Source organism: Flavipsychrobacter stenotrophus, assembly GCF_002954265.1.
Taxonomy (GTDB): Bacteria; Bacteroidota; Bacteroidia; order Chitinophagales; family Chitinophagaceae; genus Flavipsychrobacter; species Flavipsychrobacter stenotrophus.
This window is the reverse complement of the sequence record NZ_PPSL01000001.1, coordinates 335,450-350,655: the sequence shown is the minus strand read 5'-3', so window position 1 is coordinate 350,655 and position 15,206 is coordinate 335,450. Positions and strand designations below refer to the sequence as shown.

Below are 15,206 nucleotides of genomic sequence, written 5' to 3'. Positions count from 1 at the left end.
CACGGATACTTTTAGGTTTTAACTTTTAACTTAGCACTATATTTGGCGCATGAACTTGAGTTGGCTGCTACCCGAAATAGATGGTATTCCTGTATTAATGTATCACAGGGTATGGCCGGGACAAAGCGATGACCTGACGATCACCCCCGAAAAACTGCGGGAACAATGGACTTATCTGCAAACGGAGGGCTACTCTACTCTTACGCTACCCCAATATCTGGATATCGCTAACGGTAAAACGAAACACTACCCTAAGAAATCGCTACTCATTACTTTTGATGATGGCTATCTTAACAACCTTACCTATGCCTATCCGCTACTAAAGGAAATGGCCTGGAAGGCAACATTTTTCATTATTGCCAATACTATCGACGGCTCCGCTAAAAAAGAGGAACCGGGGGTAAATGAAAAAATGGGCTTAAAAGACTTAAAAAAACTAGACACAAACATTGTTCAACTGGGGCTGCATGGGTACCACCATGAACACTTTGACCAACTGAACCTGGATGATATAAAGACGGTAATGCGCACCTCATCAGCCATTATGGACGAGAGCGGTCTGCATCATTACGATGTACTGGCCTACCCCTATGGCGCAAGGCCTAAAAACCTACGGGTACTTGCAGAACTAAAATTGTGGATGCAGGAACACGGCATCCAGGCGGCCTTCAGAATAGGTAACCAGGTAAGTAAAATACCATCCCCGGATATCTACGAGATCAAACGTATTGACATTACCGGCACGGATACTCTGGAAGAGTTTAAGATAAAGTTGAAAAAGGGGAAGTTGAAGCCGTTTTAGTTGGTTATTTCAACCTCCTCATGCTGTCACCCGTAGAAGTCATTCGTTGTTCGTATATTTACATTGTATATGCTACGCCAGATAATAAAACCATTAGAATCAAATTACACGATACAGCTCCCGAACGATCTATTAGGGAAAACTGTAGAGATAATTGCATTTGAAATAACAGAACAGTCTGGAGCTGATGAAATCAACACTGACATGGCAAAAAAAATGCGCCTTAAACGCATTGAGGACCTCACAAAGGATAAGTTAGTTGACCTAAGCAGTTTTAAATTTAGCAGAGACGAAGCAAATGACTATAGTGAATAACTGCATCTCTGTCGATACAAACGTCCTGCTTTATTTGCATGACAGCTCTGATGATCTAAAAAGAGATATCGCAAAAAAAACTTGCAGAAAACCCGAAAGTGTCGGCACAAGTCATTTCTGAGTTCATAAATGTTACCCGCAGACAAATAGCGTTGTCCAAAGCTGACATTCTGATATATTGCTCAGATCTCTTAAGAGACTGTGAGTGCATACCAGTTTCATGGGAGACACTTAATAAAGCAGCCAGCTTAATTCAGAAGTACAACTTCCAGATCTTTGATGCTATAATCCTGGCCGCTGCATTAGAAGGCAATTGCACTTTGCTTTACTCTGAGGATATGCAGCATGGATTAAAAATTGACAGCCTTACTATCATCAATCCGTTTTGGGCAACCTGATAAAATTGTTTTCTACTTTCCTTACATCCCCACCTTCACCACCACCTTCCTCACCTTCACAGGCGCATTCAACTTGATACACGGCATATGCAGATCACTAGGAAAGAAGATCATGAATGTGCCAGCATCAAAGCGGGAAAAGAAATCTGGCTTATCGGCATACAGCATAAAATCTTCTTCATTACTATACTCTTTACTTACAGCCTGGGTAGATAATAAAGAATGTCCCACCAGCTCCGATTCGCTTACCACATACTGCACATCGGTATACTTCCGGTGAGATTCCATTTGTTCAGTGGCTGCATCCATTGTGTCATATTCCTGCACAATGGCAAATAACTTGTCACCATCAATTACATGTTTCCCCAATGGAATGTTTACAAGGTCGGTTTCCTGCAAATATTTTAAAGCCTTTGCTATCCCCTCACCAATTGCTGTATACCTGTGCACATGTTCCAATTTATCTATGACCACTGTTGATTGATTTTTAGAAGGAATAAAAGTACAAGGATAATAGATGAATTGCCAAAACATATACCTAAACCCACACAAAATCTATAAATTGCAGCATCATTTTTAATTAAACGCACTTTATATATCATGTCAGTAACACAACTGAAAAACTATGCTGAGGGCAAATGGGTCAGCGGTAAACAGGAAGGGGAAGTATTGCACAATGCAGTTACAGGTGCTGCTATATATTCTGCCAGCAGCGATGGACTGGATTTTGGCTCAATGATGGATTATGCCCGTAAAGTGGGTGGCAAGGCGCTACGCAAGCTTACCTTCCAGCAGCGCGGATTGATGCTGAAGGCACTGGCACTATACCTGCAGGAGCGTAAAGAGTATTTTTATACCATCAGTGCTATGACCGGTGCTACCCGCTCCGATTCATGGGTAGATATTGAAGGTGGTATTGGTAATCTGTTTACCTACGCCAGCCTGCGCCGCCAGTTTCCCGATGAGCGTTTTTATGTAGATGGTGAAGCAGCTAAAATGTCTAAGGGCAATACGTTCATGGGTCACCACATCATGGTGCCTAAAGAAGGTGTAGCTATACATATCAATGCGTTCAACTTCCCGGTGTGGGGTATGCTGGAAAAGATAGCGGTAAACCTGCTGGCAGGTGTGCCGGCTATAGTAAAGCCCGCATCACTCACTTCTTACCTTACTGAGGCCGTTTTTGAGGAGATCATCAAATCAAATATTCTGCCCGAAGGCTCACTACAACTGATATGCGGTAGCGCCCGTGGCATACTAGATTCTATACAAACAGAAGATACAGTAACCTTTACAGGTAGTGCCAGCACCGGCCGTATGCTGAAATCTCACCCAAGGATAGTTAGTGAAGCCGTGTCTTTCACCATGGAAGCCGACTCGCTTAACTGCTGCATATTGGGTACTGATGTTTACCCCGGCTCTGCTGAATTCGATATTTTCATTAAAGAGGTAGTCCGCGAGATCACTACCAAGGCCGGACAAAAATGTACTGCTATCCGCCGTATCATTGTGCCTGCTGATCGTGTAGAAGATGTGCAGATAGCACTGGGCAAGCGCCTGGCAAGTAACACCATTGGCGACCCTTCTTTGAAGGAAGTGCGCATGGGACCTTTGGCAGGAATAACACAGCGCAATGAAGTACGCGAGCGCGTTGCATTGCTCTCTAAATCACAAAGCATAGTAATAGGCAACCTCGAGAATTTTGAGGTAATGGGTGCCGATAAAGAAAAGGGCGCATTCCTTGCCCCTATCATCTTCTTCAACGATGATCCGTTTGTAAAGACCGATTGCCACGACATTGAAGCTTTCGGACCGGTATCTACCATTATGCCTTACAACACTATTGATGATGCAATAGAGCTAAGCCGCATGGGTAAGGGTTCATTGGTAAGCTCTATAGTAACTGCCGATGACAACATAGCTAAAGAAATAGTACTGGGCACTGCAACAATGCATGGCCGTATACTGATACTGAATGCCGACTGCGCCAAGGAAAGCACAGGACACGGCTCACCAATGCCTATGCTGGTACATGGCGGTCCTGGCCGTGCAGGTGGTGGTGAAGAAATGGGCGGTAAGCGTGGCGTGATGCACTACCTGCACCGCACCGCTATACAAGGCTCACCCACTACCATCAGCGCTATTACTAATGTATACCAGCAGTATGGCAAGCAGCATGAGTACGACAAGCACCCGTTCAAAAAACACTTCGAAGAACTGGAAATAAGCGAGACGCTGGTAACTGCCAAACACACTGTAAGCGAGGCCGACATCACCAACTTTGCTAACGTGAGCGGCGATAATTTCTACGCCCACATGGATGCTACTTCGCTGGAAGGCACCATATTTGAAGGCCGTGTAGCACATGGCTACTTTATCCTCAGCAAGGCCGCAGGCCTTTTTGTAGATGCCAAGAAAGGCCCGGTATTGCTGAACTACGGCATAGACGAGTGCCGCTTCACCAAGCCAGTATACCCCGGCATGACCATAGGCGTAAAGCTAACTGTAAAGGAAAAGATAGCGCAGGAAAAACGCACTCCCGAAGACATAGCCAAGGGCATAGTAAAATGGCTGGTAGAGGTTTACGACCAAACCAATGAAACTGTTGCTATTGCTACTATCTTGACTATGGTTAAGATGAAGGAGCAGGGGTAATTTCGATAATAAGTTGATTAGTTAATAAGGCAATCAGGGGGTATTCAGTGATGGCTATCCCCTGTTTGATTATACGACCACGACTCTGCCGCTGTTGTGCCTCCTGACACAACAGCCATCGGGTGGGGTTACGAAAGAAGTTTTACAGGATAGATTTTGTACAATAAATCAGCTGTTTATTATATTGCACCCTATGAGCTATGACTTAATGGTTTTCGACCCCTCTGCTGCGCCTAAAGACAGAGAAAATTTCATGAAATGGTATCCACAATCTAACCAAATGGGAGGAGACCCACGGATATAACAATCCTTCAGTAACATCTCCTCTATTATACAAAGACTTACTATGCCAATTGACAAAAGAGAGTTCTATTATTATCGGTATTCATGGTGCGACATTCCGTTCGATGATAACACAGTTCGGCGTAGTCTTCTTGACTACGTCGTAGCGGCAGGCAATTTTCAAATTGCCGTAAAAACAAAAAAGAAGCTGGTAGAAACCTCCCGACTTCATTCCACCGGTAGGGAATCTCCCGATTCCCGAAAAAAATTACTCAATCCCATCGTGGCGCAGCTTTATACGGATGCCTTTTATCGCCCAACATCACCGATACACCACCATTAAGCAACCCTCTATACCCTATGCCTACTTCCCCGAACACACCAAATTTCCTACCGATCCTCAATCCCAGAGGAGAGATGTACATGCTTACGCTTGTTGTACGCTGTAGAAGTTCCCGACCAGTGGAGTAAAAAATACCCAATCCAAATGTACCGTATACCTGAAAATAACTATGATTAAAATAGACACCCTTCATTTCTGCACATGCAGAGAGCGCATCATAATAAGTATGATGGTAGTAGCCACCCGATGCCTCATAAAAATCTTCTTCGTATGAATGCTGGGAAAGATTTACGCCAATAGCTATGCTGTTGGAGATATAGTACTTGTAGCCCGCAGAGTAAATAAGCCGGTAATCTGTGTGCCCGCCATACGTAGTTGACACGTAAGACAGACCATAAAAAAGATCAAGCCCAGAGAGTTTGCCAATATCCGCAGATACCTCATGCATCCCCTTACCGGGCTGTGCTTGGGCAAATTCAGTGCCGAATATCAGTAACAGTGCGATTAGTACTTTGTTCATAGCGTAGGCTTTGCACTCTAGCGCGCAAACTCTATGCCACATTACAGCACTTATGAACGATTCCTACTTGCTGGCTTGTGGTAAAGGTTTCAAAAATCCACGATCAATGATCAGCAACTTCACCCCTTCTGCAGATACCGACCTATGCGAACTTAACTCATCCGACACTACATACGTCATATCTTTCGTTAGTGTAAACGCTTCTCCCGTGCTCAGTTCGCTTACAAATGAACCCTCCAGGCAATGAACAATATGCCCCTTCTGGCACCAATGGTCGGCCAAATAACCTGCGGTATAGGTAACGATCCGCATACGCAATCCATCTACATTTACTGTCTGCCAGAATGATGTACCCGTTTCACCCGGATGTTCTGTTTGCGCTACTTTATCCCAGTCTATAGTTTGAAAAGGTATGGTGTACATGATATTCGTTATTGATGATAATAGCAAGATATCCAACATTTAGCTAAGTATAAAAGATTTCCATTTCAACTGCATTGCAGTTGTTAAGTTTCCGAATTAGCATTGAGCAATTGAGCCATTCAGCCATTGAGCCATTAAAATTGTTACTTTTGCACCCAATATTATGGAAGAACAATTCAGAACAGAAATAGCTTCATTGGGCGAATTTGGCCTTATAGATCACCTTACTAAGAACAATGAGACATTTCAGGCGAGTACAATAGAAAGCATTGGCGACGATGCAGCTGTCATAGATCAGTTTGGCAGGCAGACCGTCATCACTACAGATATGTTGGTAGAAGGTGTTCACTTCGACCTTATGTATACACCGCTCAAGCATTTGGGCTACAAGGCTGTAGCAGTGAATCTGTCTGATATCTGTGCTATGAATGCCACGCCTACGCACATTACACTGAGCATAGGCATATCTAACCGTTTCTCGGTAGAAGCGCTCGAAGAATTTTATGATGGCGTATACGCTGCCTGCAGTAAGTACAGTGTTGATCTTATCGGTGGCGATACCACCACTTCACATAAAGGCTTTATCATCAGCGTTACCGCTATTGGTGAGGTTGCTCCGGGCAAATTCGTTACCCGCCGTGGTGCACAGGTCAATGATCTAATCTGCGTCTCCGGCGATCTGGGTGCGGCATATCTCGGACTCCAATTGCTGGAGCGTGAAAAGCAGGTATATCTTGAAGACAAAAATATGCAACCCGATCTTAAGGATCATGACTACATACTCGGAAGAATATTGAAGCCGGAACCACGTGTGGATATTGTAGAATGGCTTGCAGAAAAGGAGATCGTTCCTACTGCCATGATAGACATAAGCGATGGCCTTAGTTCTGAACTGTTGCACATCTGCACCAAGAGCGGTGTAGGCTGCGTACTATATGAAGATAAGATACCGGTGAGCGACGAAGCCAAAGCAATGGGTATGCAGTTCAATATTCCTACTACTACCTGCGCATTAAGCGGCGGTGAAGACTACGAATTACTGTTCACAGTTGCCCAGGCCGACTACGAGAAAGTAGCTAAGAATGGCAACATTACTGTCATTGGTTATATAACTGCGCTTGATGAAGGAGCCAATATGCTCACCCCTTCTGGCAAGAAGCATGCATTGGTAGCACAGGGTTGGAATGCTTTCGGATAATTAATTGTCCTGAACTGTTTTAAGTTTTGACTTTTAAGTTTTAAGTTTTTTTGTATCTTACGCTCAAATATTCCTAACATATGCGTTTTTGGAAAACTACACTATTGTCTACATCCATAGTTGTTGCTGCGGTAGCAGGTATTGTCACTTATAGCTCATGCGAAAAAGATGCCTGTACCAATGTTAGCTGCCAGCACGGCGGATCATGCAATAATGGAGCTTGCAAATGCCCTACCGGCTACGACGACCCTACTTGCGGAACACGCACTACAGACCGTTTTGCGGGCACCTATGCCGGCTTTACCACTTGTAATAATTCAGCTCAGGTAATTGACACGTTATTCATTCTGGGCAATGTTCCACACCAGTTCCTGTCTGTTCAGGTAACGCAGAAGACGCACAACACAGATGTACTTTTCGGTGTTGTGAATACCAACGAAACTACATACGCTTTGGATTTCCCTACTGTATACGGCACTCACTACAGTAAAACATTTCATGCTACACTGCAAAGCAGCACCAAGCTGGTATTTGACACTTACGAGTATGATACCAACACAATGGCTGGTCCTATCGTAAACAAATGCACATTTGTAGGCTTTAAGAGATAACTAGAGCAGATTAAAATATTGAATAAGGCAATCCATTGGGTTGCCTTATTTTTTTGAAGGGATGAGTCCTATTGCAAGAATTTATGAATCTACTCCTCGTCGAGGTGTTCAGTTCGTCCTTACCTGTGCAAGCGTCCGCTTGCGAAACAATACTGAAGCGAAACGCTTCCTTCAAAAAGGTCCAATTGTCACCTTATCCAGTTTATCACTTCACACTACTCCCCTTCAGCTCCAGGTAATCACAATACTCAAAACTACCCAACCTTACCGACACCGGCACATGGGCCTTATGCATCTTTAGTTCCTGCTTACAGAAGAACCCGAAATTGCAGGTATAGATATCTTTGGGTATTTCCTTCACCACTTTTTGCTGATAGACAAATGGTTTGTTGAAAACCGCCACAACAGGCTTTGTAAATATTTTACCTGTATCTGCCCAACTCTTAACAGCAATAAACGACTGCTGCGCTGTAACATTTAGCGTGATTATCAATAAAATCAGTATGACAAACGAAATTTTCATGATATATAAAGTTAGCAGAAACGCAGTAACATAAACGTAATAATGTGTGGCATGGTTTTTTAAATTAACTATTCAGAAAAGCAGCACCTGAAAAAACTGTGAACATGATACGGAAATATATACACCACGCGGCAACAGTAGGATTCAAATATTTTTTTGACCTCGACTTACACACAATGACACATTCCCTGGCCTTTGTTATTATAGCATTTGGCTTCTTAAAGTTTATCGGCTATTGGCTGGCAGAGGAGTTTCAGTATGGGGTTCAGACCATCAAAACAGACTTTATGACCATAAAGGACCAATTTGCTCAACTTTCGGATAAACTTGAAAAATATCGTGATAGTGACTCTGGTGAATATTTCGGAGAATTGAAAAATAATATCTCTCACAGAAATTTAAGCGCGTAATTTTCAGCTGATCACTTAACCCATTATAATAATAAAGGCTCCTTAGGGAGCCTTTATTATTATGGTTTCTTATAGTAAGTCGTGTAAAAACTCTTGTAACCGTCTGTATTCTTATCATACAACATCTTGCGATAATTGCTTGCCGATATAATAGTGGTCTGCAGCTCTTCGGGCTTATAGCCTGTGAGCGCTTGATCCGCTATCACAGTATCTACATATGATTGCGCCTCATCAGCATTGGCAAACTGTTTTACCACCATCACTGCAAGATCTTTGTAGAACATATCCAGTAATGTTTGGTGTACGTCAGGCATACCACGAGAAGAGTCAAAACTCTTTATTGCCTTTTTCAGGTTAGCGGTTCTGGAGTCGAGACCCGGGAATATGACAATCGCATAGTGCGTTTCTGTTGGTATATACTTGTAGTCAAACGGCACATCTATAGGGCGCTTAGGCTTACCAATGTAAGGATCAGGCTTAGTCGATTCAACCGGCTTCACATCTGCAACTACAGGCTTGGCAGGCAGATCCCATGGCTGAGGGCCTTCCTTGTACCACGATGGTTTACCCGTTTTACGGACATCACGGATAAATGCCGACACTGATGAAGCCCATGCGGTAAGCGAATCACCAGGGTTAGCGGCAATAAATTTAGTGATGAGCGTATCCGCCATATCGTAATTGGCCTGGCCCGCATAACTCATGGCCTCAGCCACCTGGAAGCGTTTTTTGTATAATGGATTATCATAGGTCTTTAGCGCCGATTGTATGCGGATCAACGCCTCTGTATACTGATGATGCTCTATCAGGCCATATGTTTCTTCATAGTATGCTGCTACTGTTTTTCCATCTATTGATGCCTCTGAGACCTTAGCTACCTGCTTTGGTCGTAATAAGTCGGCATATTTTGAATCAGGGAATTTAGACAGAAACTCAGTAGCATATGCCTGCGCTTTGTCCAGCTTATTCTCCCTGATGGCCAATTGATAACGCAGGTATAATTCTTCTTCTTTCTGGTTATGATTCGGGTAACGGGCATCCAGTGTATCCAGCGTTTTAGTAGCCTGCACATGATCATCCAGCTGTTTCAGGTATGCTTTAGCCAGAGCTATATAAGCCTTCTGAGACATCCTTATAGATGCATCTTTCTGGCCCTTCGTATTAGGTATCTTCGCCAGCAGGCTCTCTTCCGATGGCAAACCATTTGTCTTGGTATCTGGTTCAGGTTCAGCATTATCGTCGTCAGCCGTCAGTCCGCCGTTTGCACCACCTGATGTGTTATTGCTTCCCGCAAAACCAACTGCAGCCGCTCTTCGCCAATTGTCGGTCAATGCGCGATTACCCCATTTACGCTTAAAATCTGCAACACCTTGCTGCATAATTACCGGATTGCTGAAGTACCAGTTAGCAGACTCCGCAGGATCAGCTGCTGTTTCAATTTGTGGCAATGCGGCTATAGCTGGTCCCTCCTGGGCGCTCTTGGCACTGTCCTTCAACTTTTGCTCCAGGTCTCTGAGGTATTTGCGTACTACAGCCTGCTGCTCTTTCTTACTCATTTCAGACAAAGCCATCAGGCTATCCTGATCTTGTATGATACCCGCAGGTATAGAAATTTCAGACAATCCCTTACTGCGCAAAATACTGGCCATCACCGCAGGATCTTTAATAGTGGTTCCCGCATACTTGCTGGCACTATCATAAGAATTTTTAGCCATTGAATAGCTACCCTCATCATAATACACATCTCCAAGCGAAGCATAAGAAATGGCCTTTTGCTTCTTGGTAGCTTTTGGTGTTGTGGCACTTAGTGTAAGGTATTTGATAGCGTCGTTGGGCTTTTTAGCCTTTTGGGAAAGCTTGCCCAACACGTAATAAACCTGATCGTAATAGGTAGCATACTTAGGATCGTTCAGCACCTTCTTCAGTGGTTTTGTACCATCTTCCACATCCCCACCCGCCATCAGCGTGTTATACGCTATGTTCTTACGAGAGTAAAAATCCATATCCATCTTAGGGAAGAAATCAAGGTTGCGCTCAAAACTGGACACCGCCGCGAGATATTTCCCTTCACTTTGCTGTATTTGCCCGTTAAGGAATGCGGCCCTCATGCGCAACCAGTTAGGCAGATTATCGTCTTCCATAGCAATACTCAATTGCTCCGAAGTAGCGGTTAGGTTTTCATCTTTGTAATACGCAAATGCCTTACCTACTGCCACCTCCCCTTCCATATCATCGGGCAGGTTAGGATCGGAGGCCAGTAAAGACAATACGGCCTGTCCGTTCTCTACCTGGCGGGCCTGAACCAAAGTACGTGCCAGCCACAGAATAGCATCGTTGTGTACAGACTTATGTTTCAGAAAATCGAGCGCGGAATGGTTATCCTCAACTATTGATGCTCCTGATGCCGGCCGTTGGCCACTAGCTTTCAACTCCGCCTTTTTAGCCTCTTCATCACTACTTATGATGTATTTGAAAGTTGCCGCTGCACTATTGTAATTCCCTTTGAAATAATAAGCTTGCCCCATTAACAGGTATAGATCATTGGCCCACTTTACACGCGGATCATGTATCTGTATGCCTACAGACACTTTATGGATAATACTATCCATATCGGCCGCCAGTAGTGCCGAGTCTTTATCAGGGTCGAATGGATAGAGTCTTATGAGCGTATCATAGTTCTCCTTCATGCCCCCCCTAAGCATATTGGCATTCGCCTCCTCCATCTTTCGATTGGCGTTGTAATAATAGTTGTAGTGTGTAAAACCGTTTTGTACAAACCTCCGCCAGGGTCGCCACGGTTTTTTCAGCATAGCCTGATTGGTATAGGCCTCATGCTTTTGCTTCATTTTTATCTCGAGGGCAAGCGCCTTCTTCTTCTCGGCGGCTTTATCCTTCGCTTTAAAATTCTTATCTTTCCCCGATTTTACCCTCGCAAGACTATCCAATCTTCTCTTTCTTACTTTAGTAAGGCTGTCTGTGAAGTGTGTCCGGACGGCTTTCATACTATCAGTCACATGTTTACGAATTGCCCTGGAGCTGTCCATGGAGTGCTTTCGTATAGCTGCAAGACTATCTGTATGACCTTTAATGGCTCGTTTTATCGCGTCACTTTTTTTTCGTTTAGATATGGTCACACTATCAGCATAGCGCTTACTGCCCTTGTATTTCTTAATGGCTTCCATCTTATCCATCCGCTCCTTCTGAATGGATTTTAAACTGTCGGTAGCTGTTTTGCGCTTATCGAGCGACTGCTTGGTTACACCTAACCTTGCTGCTTTGAGTGAATCAGTATGCGCCTTTCGCGCAGCAGTAAGTGATTTGGTCTTTTCAGTACGAGACCTGGCCACACTATCTTTATAGTGCTTACTGTTCCTGAATTTACGCACAGCTGCTGCACTGTCCGCAAGATATTTTCGGGCAGCATTCAGGCTATCTGCTGCACTTGTTTTAGTGCCTGCACCACCCTTTGTCTGGGCATGTGCTGTGCTAAAAGTGAACAAAAAGCAACCAAATAGTATAAATAATATTAACCTAATATTCAAAATGTTCTTTTTCAGTTTGTCTCCGACCTATCTTAACGCAAAACCAGCGGAAAAATTACATCCATAACAGATATAAGCGGTTTTTCTATTAATACGCTCAAAAATAGTCAAAAAATCGGGTTGAGGGAGGGAAGGATAAGTTTAAATTAACAAAATACTTTCCGAATTACACTTGGTTTGCCATAATTTCGGTACACTAATAAAATGGCTCAGGATAAACGAAATATGATGCGGTATGCAGGGCTGGCCACACAGTGGATGGCAATGATGGGCATAGGTGTATGGGCAGGCTACAAACTGGATCATAAAATAGGCTGGCGGGTGCCGCTGCTAACAATATTATTTCCATTAATTGCATTGGTCGTATCATTGTGGCAGATTATTAAAGAATTCAACAAGAAATGAAAAAAACGTTTACAGTTACTATTGTTAGCATATTTGTCATCCTTAGTATAGTATTTTTTGTGCTGCAACATCAATTACCTGCGTTCAGGTTTGCCGTGTTGGAAACTGGTAATGCCATAATGGTGGTGTTATCATTGAGTGCATTTTACATGGTAAATAAGCAAATAGGCAAACCCGGCGGCGCATTTGTACGCGGTGTATCGGGCGCATCCTTTCTTAAATTGATGGTTTGCATGGTAGCCATACTGGTGTACGTGGCCATAAACAGGAGTACAGTTCACAAACCAAGCATCTTTATATTGATGGCCATTTATCTTGTATACTCAGCAACAGAAACAATGCTGCTCTCAAAGATGGCCCGGACAACAAAATAATTATGAAAAAGAAAGAAACGTCGCTTACCTTTCTCGATCAGTTCTTACCTGCCGGGGCCTTTGATGAGGTAGCGCCTTTTTTTAAAACTCACACCATACACCTTACGCTTACGCACGACCGTAAAAGCGTATTGGGAGATTATCGCAACCCTACAACTGCCGACCCGTTTCACCGCATTAGCATCAATGCAACCCTTAACCCATATAGCTTCCTCATTACCCTATTGCACGAGCTAGCACATATGTTCACCTTTGTGCATTTTGGCCATTCTGTAAATCCGCACGGCAAGGAATGGAAGACACAGTTCAGGCACATACTTATACCTTTCATTGGCAAGAAACTTTTTCCAAATGATGTGGAGAAAGCCCTGCTTGCTTACGTCCATGATCCTGCTGCCAGTACCTGTACTGACCCTAGACTATTCAAAGCCCTCTACCGGTACGACGAACGTAAAGACGGCCACAAACTAGTTGACGACATTGCGCCCAATCATTACTTCCAGACAGAAGACGGCATTGTATACCAAAAATTGGAAAAGATCCGCACCCGCACCCGCTGCATGAATATGAGCAATGGTAAGATCTACCTATTCCAGGGAATAGTGGATGTGAAGGAAGTAAACAAGCCGCGAACCAAAAATGGCTAAATGGACTCATCCGCTTTAAACTTCCGACTTCCCCCTAGCTCACATACAGATCCTTCTGCAGCGGACCACCAGGAGTAACTGCATACTCATCAAAATTGGTAATGCCTGCCAATGTAAGTACCTGCTCGTCTAAGAACAGATTACCGGTGCATTCTTTTGATGGTTGCGCCAGTATCAAGGCAGCGCAGTCGGCTAGTATCTCGGGCTTGCGGCTCATGTTCATCAGGGTTTCACCGCCTAGTAAATTCTTTACTGCTGCAGTAGCTATAGTGGTTACCGGCCATAGAGAATTGGCTGCTATACCTGCTTTCCTGAACTCACATGCCCAACCCAACGTCATCATGCTCATGTTGTACTTGCTCAAAGTATAAGCTACGTAAGGAGCTATCCATTTAGGATTCAGATCAAGCGGCGGCGATAGTGTAAGTATATGCGGATTCTCAGATTTCTTTAGGAATGGTATGCAATGCTTGGTAACAAAGAACGTACCGCGTACATTAATATCATGCACAAGATCAAAACGTTTGGCCTCGGTCATTTCGGTATTGGTGAGCATTATTGCCGAAGCATTATTCACCAGTATATCTATGCCACCCAATACAGACACACACTGCTGCACAGCGGCTATTATCTGCTCTTCATCACGGATATCGCATTGTATGGCCAGAGCTCTGCCGCCTTCTTCATTGATCTTCTTAGCCACACTGTGTATGGTGCCCCCCAGCCGCGGATCTTCGTTGATAGACTTGGCTACAATAGCTATTGCTACACCCTCCTTAGCCAACCTTAGCGCTATGGCTTCTCCTATGCCCCTGCTGGCACCTGTGATGAACGCAACTTTTCCTTTAAGCATAAGTAAATATAATAAACAATGGTGAAAAACTAAAGTGATAAAACACTAAAATATCATTGAGGAAATCCGGCTTATTTTCATCCGGCAAACCTGCATTATTCATTTTGCAAACTAAGACCGATCAGATAATAACCTTGAACGATTAATCACATATCCAATATCAGCCGTCACAAAAATGCAAATACTAAAATATTATATCGCAATAAGGAAAAATAATAAAAAGCTGTAATACCTTACCCTATTGCCATACAGCCGACAACCTCAAATAAACATGTAAAATTCTACAAATAGTAACTGTGTTTAGGATGTGTGGTGTTTGAATAATTAAGATGCATGTATTAACTTTGACAAACAACATTTTATAAACCTCTGATTTTCAATCACTAAACGTATACCCAACGTAGAGTAATGCAAAAAAATACCGTTTTGCTGGTCGATGATGATAAATTCACCCGCCAGGTTTATAAGTTATATTTCGAGAAGCACGGGTATGTGATAAAGGAGGCTACAAACGGGAATGACGCTACCCGACTATTGGATACCAACCCGGAAATATCGGTGGTACTGCTTGATCTGCTCATGCCTATGCACGATGGTTTCAACTTCCTCCAAAACTTCTCACAAACATCTGCTAACCCCGCTCACGATTTTAAGGTAATTCTGGTAACCGGCCTTGATGAGGATGAATATCGTAACAATGTAATGGTGAAAAACATTGATACCAGCAAGGTAGAGGGCTACTTCAACAAACCGGTTGACCTCAAAGAACTCTGTGAAGCGGTAGATGGCTTACACAATAATTAGACAATTCGGCAATTTGAATATGAGACAATGCACATTTCGTGAACTGCCCCATTGTTCGAATTAGTTTTTTTTGCTGCTTTTCTGTACACCCTCGCCACTCA

General features: G+C 43.6%; 17 protein-coding genes. 11 read left to right on the top strand and 6 right to left on the bottom strand.

Annotated features, from left to right (window positions below):
- Positions 1–49: 49 nt before the first annotated feature.
- From CJD36_RS01755 to CJD36_RS01745, 3 genes are all read left to right on the top strand, one after another.
- Positions 50–802 carry a polysaccharide deacetylase family protein gene (locus CJD36_RS01755; protein ID WP_105037383.1) on the top strand — a complete coding sequence of 251 codons (753 nt, stop codon included), beginning with the start codon at positions 50–52 and terminating at the stop codon, positions 800–802.
- A 69-nt stretch (positions 803–871) separates the two neighbouring features.
- Positions 872–1,117: a hypothetical protein gene (locus CJD36_RS01750; RefSeq protein WP_105037382.1), complete on the top strand. Its 246-nt coding sequence runs from the start codon at positions 872–874 to the stop codon at positions 1,115–1,117.
- A gap of 65 nt (positions 1,118–1,182) precedes the next feature.
- Complete coding sequence (locus CJD36_RS01745; RefSeq protein ID WP_105037381.1) at positions 1,183–1,515, top strand: PIN domain-containing protein; 333 nt, start codon at positions 1,183–1,185, stop codon at positions 1,513–1,515.
- Between the two features lie 21 nt (positions 1,516–1,536).
- On the opposite strand, the gene CJD36_RS01740 is transcribed toward CJD36_RS01745, so the two are convergent.
- Entirely contained in the window at positions 1,537–1,989 is a 453-nt protein-coding gene (locus CJD36_RS01740) for a YhcH/YjgK/YiaL family protein (RefSeq protein ID WP_105038030.1), read from the bottom strand.
- Positions 1,990–2,115: 126 nt separating this feature from the next.
- Between CJD36_RS01740 and paaZ the strand changes: the two genes are divergently transcribed.
- Complete coding sequence (gene paaZ / locus CJD36_RS01735; RefSeq protein WP_105037380.1) at positions 2,116–4,170, top strand: phenylacetic acid degradation bifunctional protein PaaZ; 2,055 nt, start codon at positions 2,116–2,118, stop codon at positions 4,168–4,170.
- Positions 4,171–4,724: 554 nt separating this feature from the next.
- Here paaZ and CJD36_RS01730 read toward each other — a convergent pair.
- Both CJD36_RS01730 and CJD36_RS01725 read right to left on the bottom strand, forming a co-directional pair.
- A complete protein-coding gene (locus CJD36_RS01730) occupies positions 4,725–5,315 on the bottom strand; it encodes a hypothetical protein (RefSeq protein ID WP_105037379.1) in 591 nt (196 codons plus the stop codon).
- Positions 5,316–5,378: 63 nt separating this feature from the next.
- Positions 5,379–5,738 carry a DHCW motif cupin fold protein gene (locus CJD36_RS01725; protein WP_105038029.1) on the bottom strand — a complete coding sequence of 120 codons (360 nt, stop codon included), beginning with the start codon at positions 5,736–5,738 and terminating at the stop codon, positions 5,379–5,381.
- Between the two features lie 163 nt (positions 5,739–5,901).
- On the opposite strand from CJD36_RS01725, the gene thiL reads away from it, so the two are divergent.
- Entirely contained in the window at positions 5,902–6,936 is a 1,035-nt protein-coding gene (thiL, locus tag CJD36_RS01720; RefSeq protein WP_205685537.1) for a thiamine-phosphate kinase, read from the top strand.
- 80 nt (positions 6,937–7,016) lie between these two features.
- Entirely contained in the window at positions 7,017–7,547 is a 531-nt protein-coding gene (locus tag CJD36_RS01715) for a hypothetical protein (RefSeq protein ID WP_105037377.1), read from the top strand.
- A gap of 205 nt (positions 7,548–7,752) precedes the next feature.
- Here the strand turns inward: CJD36_RS01715 and CJD36_RS01710 are convergent, their stop codons facing one another.
- Positions 7,753–8,070 (bottom strand): hypothetical protein, encoded by a 318-nt coding sequence (locus tag CJD36_RS01710; RefSeq protein ID WP_105037376.1) that lies wholly within the window; start codon positions 8,068–8,070, stop codon positions 7,753–7,755.
- A 104-nt stretch (positions 8,071–8,174) separates the two neighbouring features.
- Between CJD36_RS01710 and CJD36_RS01705 the strand changes: the two genes are divergently transcribed.
- Positions 8,175–8,480 carry a hypothetical protein gene (locus tag CJD36_RS01705; protein ID WP_133162442.1) on the top strand — a complete coding sequence of 102 codons (306 nt, stop codon included), beginning with the start codon at positions 8,175–8,177 and terminating at the stop codon, positions 8,478–8,480.
- Between the two features lie 59 nt (positions 8,481–8,539).
- Here CJD36_RS01705 and porW read toward each other — a convergent pair whose 3' ends face one another.
- Positions 8,540–12,022 carry a type IX secretion system periplasmic lipoprotein PorW/SprE gene (porW, locus tag CJD36_RS01700; protein ID WP_133162441.1) on the bottom strand — a complete coding sequence of 1,161 codons (3,483 nt, stop codon included), beginning with the start codon at positions 12,020–12,022 and terminating at the stop codon, positions 8,540–8,542.
- A gap of 204 nt (positions 12,023–12,226) precedes the next feature.
- Between porW and CJD36_RS01695 the strand changes: the two genes are divergently transcribed.
- From CJD36_RS01695 to CJD36_RS01685, 3 genes are read left to right on the top strand one after another with little or no spacing between them, the layout of a single operon-like run.
- Positions 12,227–12,427, top strand: a complete 201-nt coding sequence (locus tag CJD36_RS01695; RefSeq protein WP_105037373.1) for an AtpZ/AtpI family protein — start codon at positions 12,227–12,229, stop codon at positions 12,425–12,427.
- Positions 12,424–12,801: a hypothetical protein gene (locus tag CJD36_RS01690; protein ID WP_105037372.1), complete on the top strand. Its 378-nt coding sequence runs from the start codon at positions 12,424–12,426 to the stop codon at positions 12,799–12,801. The genes CJD36_RS01695 and CJD36_RS01690 overlap by 4 nt, the downstream gene beginning before the upstream one ends.
- 2 nt (positions 12,802–12,803) lie before the next feature.
- Entirely contained in the window at positions 12,804–13,448 is a 645-nt protein-coding gene (locus tag CJD36_RS01685; RefSeq protein ID WP_105037371.1) for a SprT-like domain-containing protein, read from the top strand.
- A 34-nt stretch (positions 13,449–13,482) separates the two neighbouring features.
- Here the strand turns inward: CJD36_RS01685 and CJD36_RS01680 are convergent, their stop codons facing one another.
- A complete protein-coding gene (locus CJD36_RS01680) occupies positions 13,483–14,301 on the bottom strand; it encodes an SDR family oxidoreductase (RefSeq protein ID WP_105037370.1) in 819 nt (272 codons plus the stop codon).
- A 408-nt stretch (positions 14,302–14,709) separates the two neighbouring features.
- On the opposite strand from CJD36_RS01680, the gene CJD36_RS01675 reads away from it, so the two are divergent.
- A complete protein-coding gene (locus CJD36_RS01675; protein WP_105037369.1) occupies positions 14,710–15,105 on the top strand; it encodes a response regulator in 396 nt (131 codons plus the stop codon).
- The last annotated feature ends 101 nt before the right edge of the window (positions 15,106–15,206 follow it).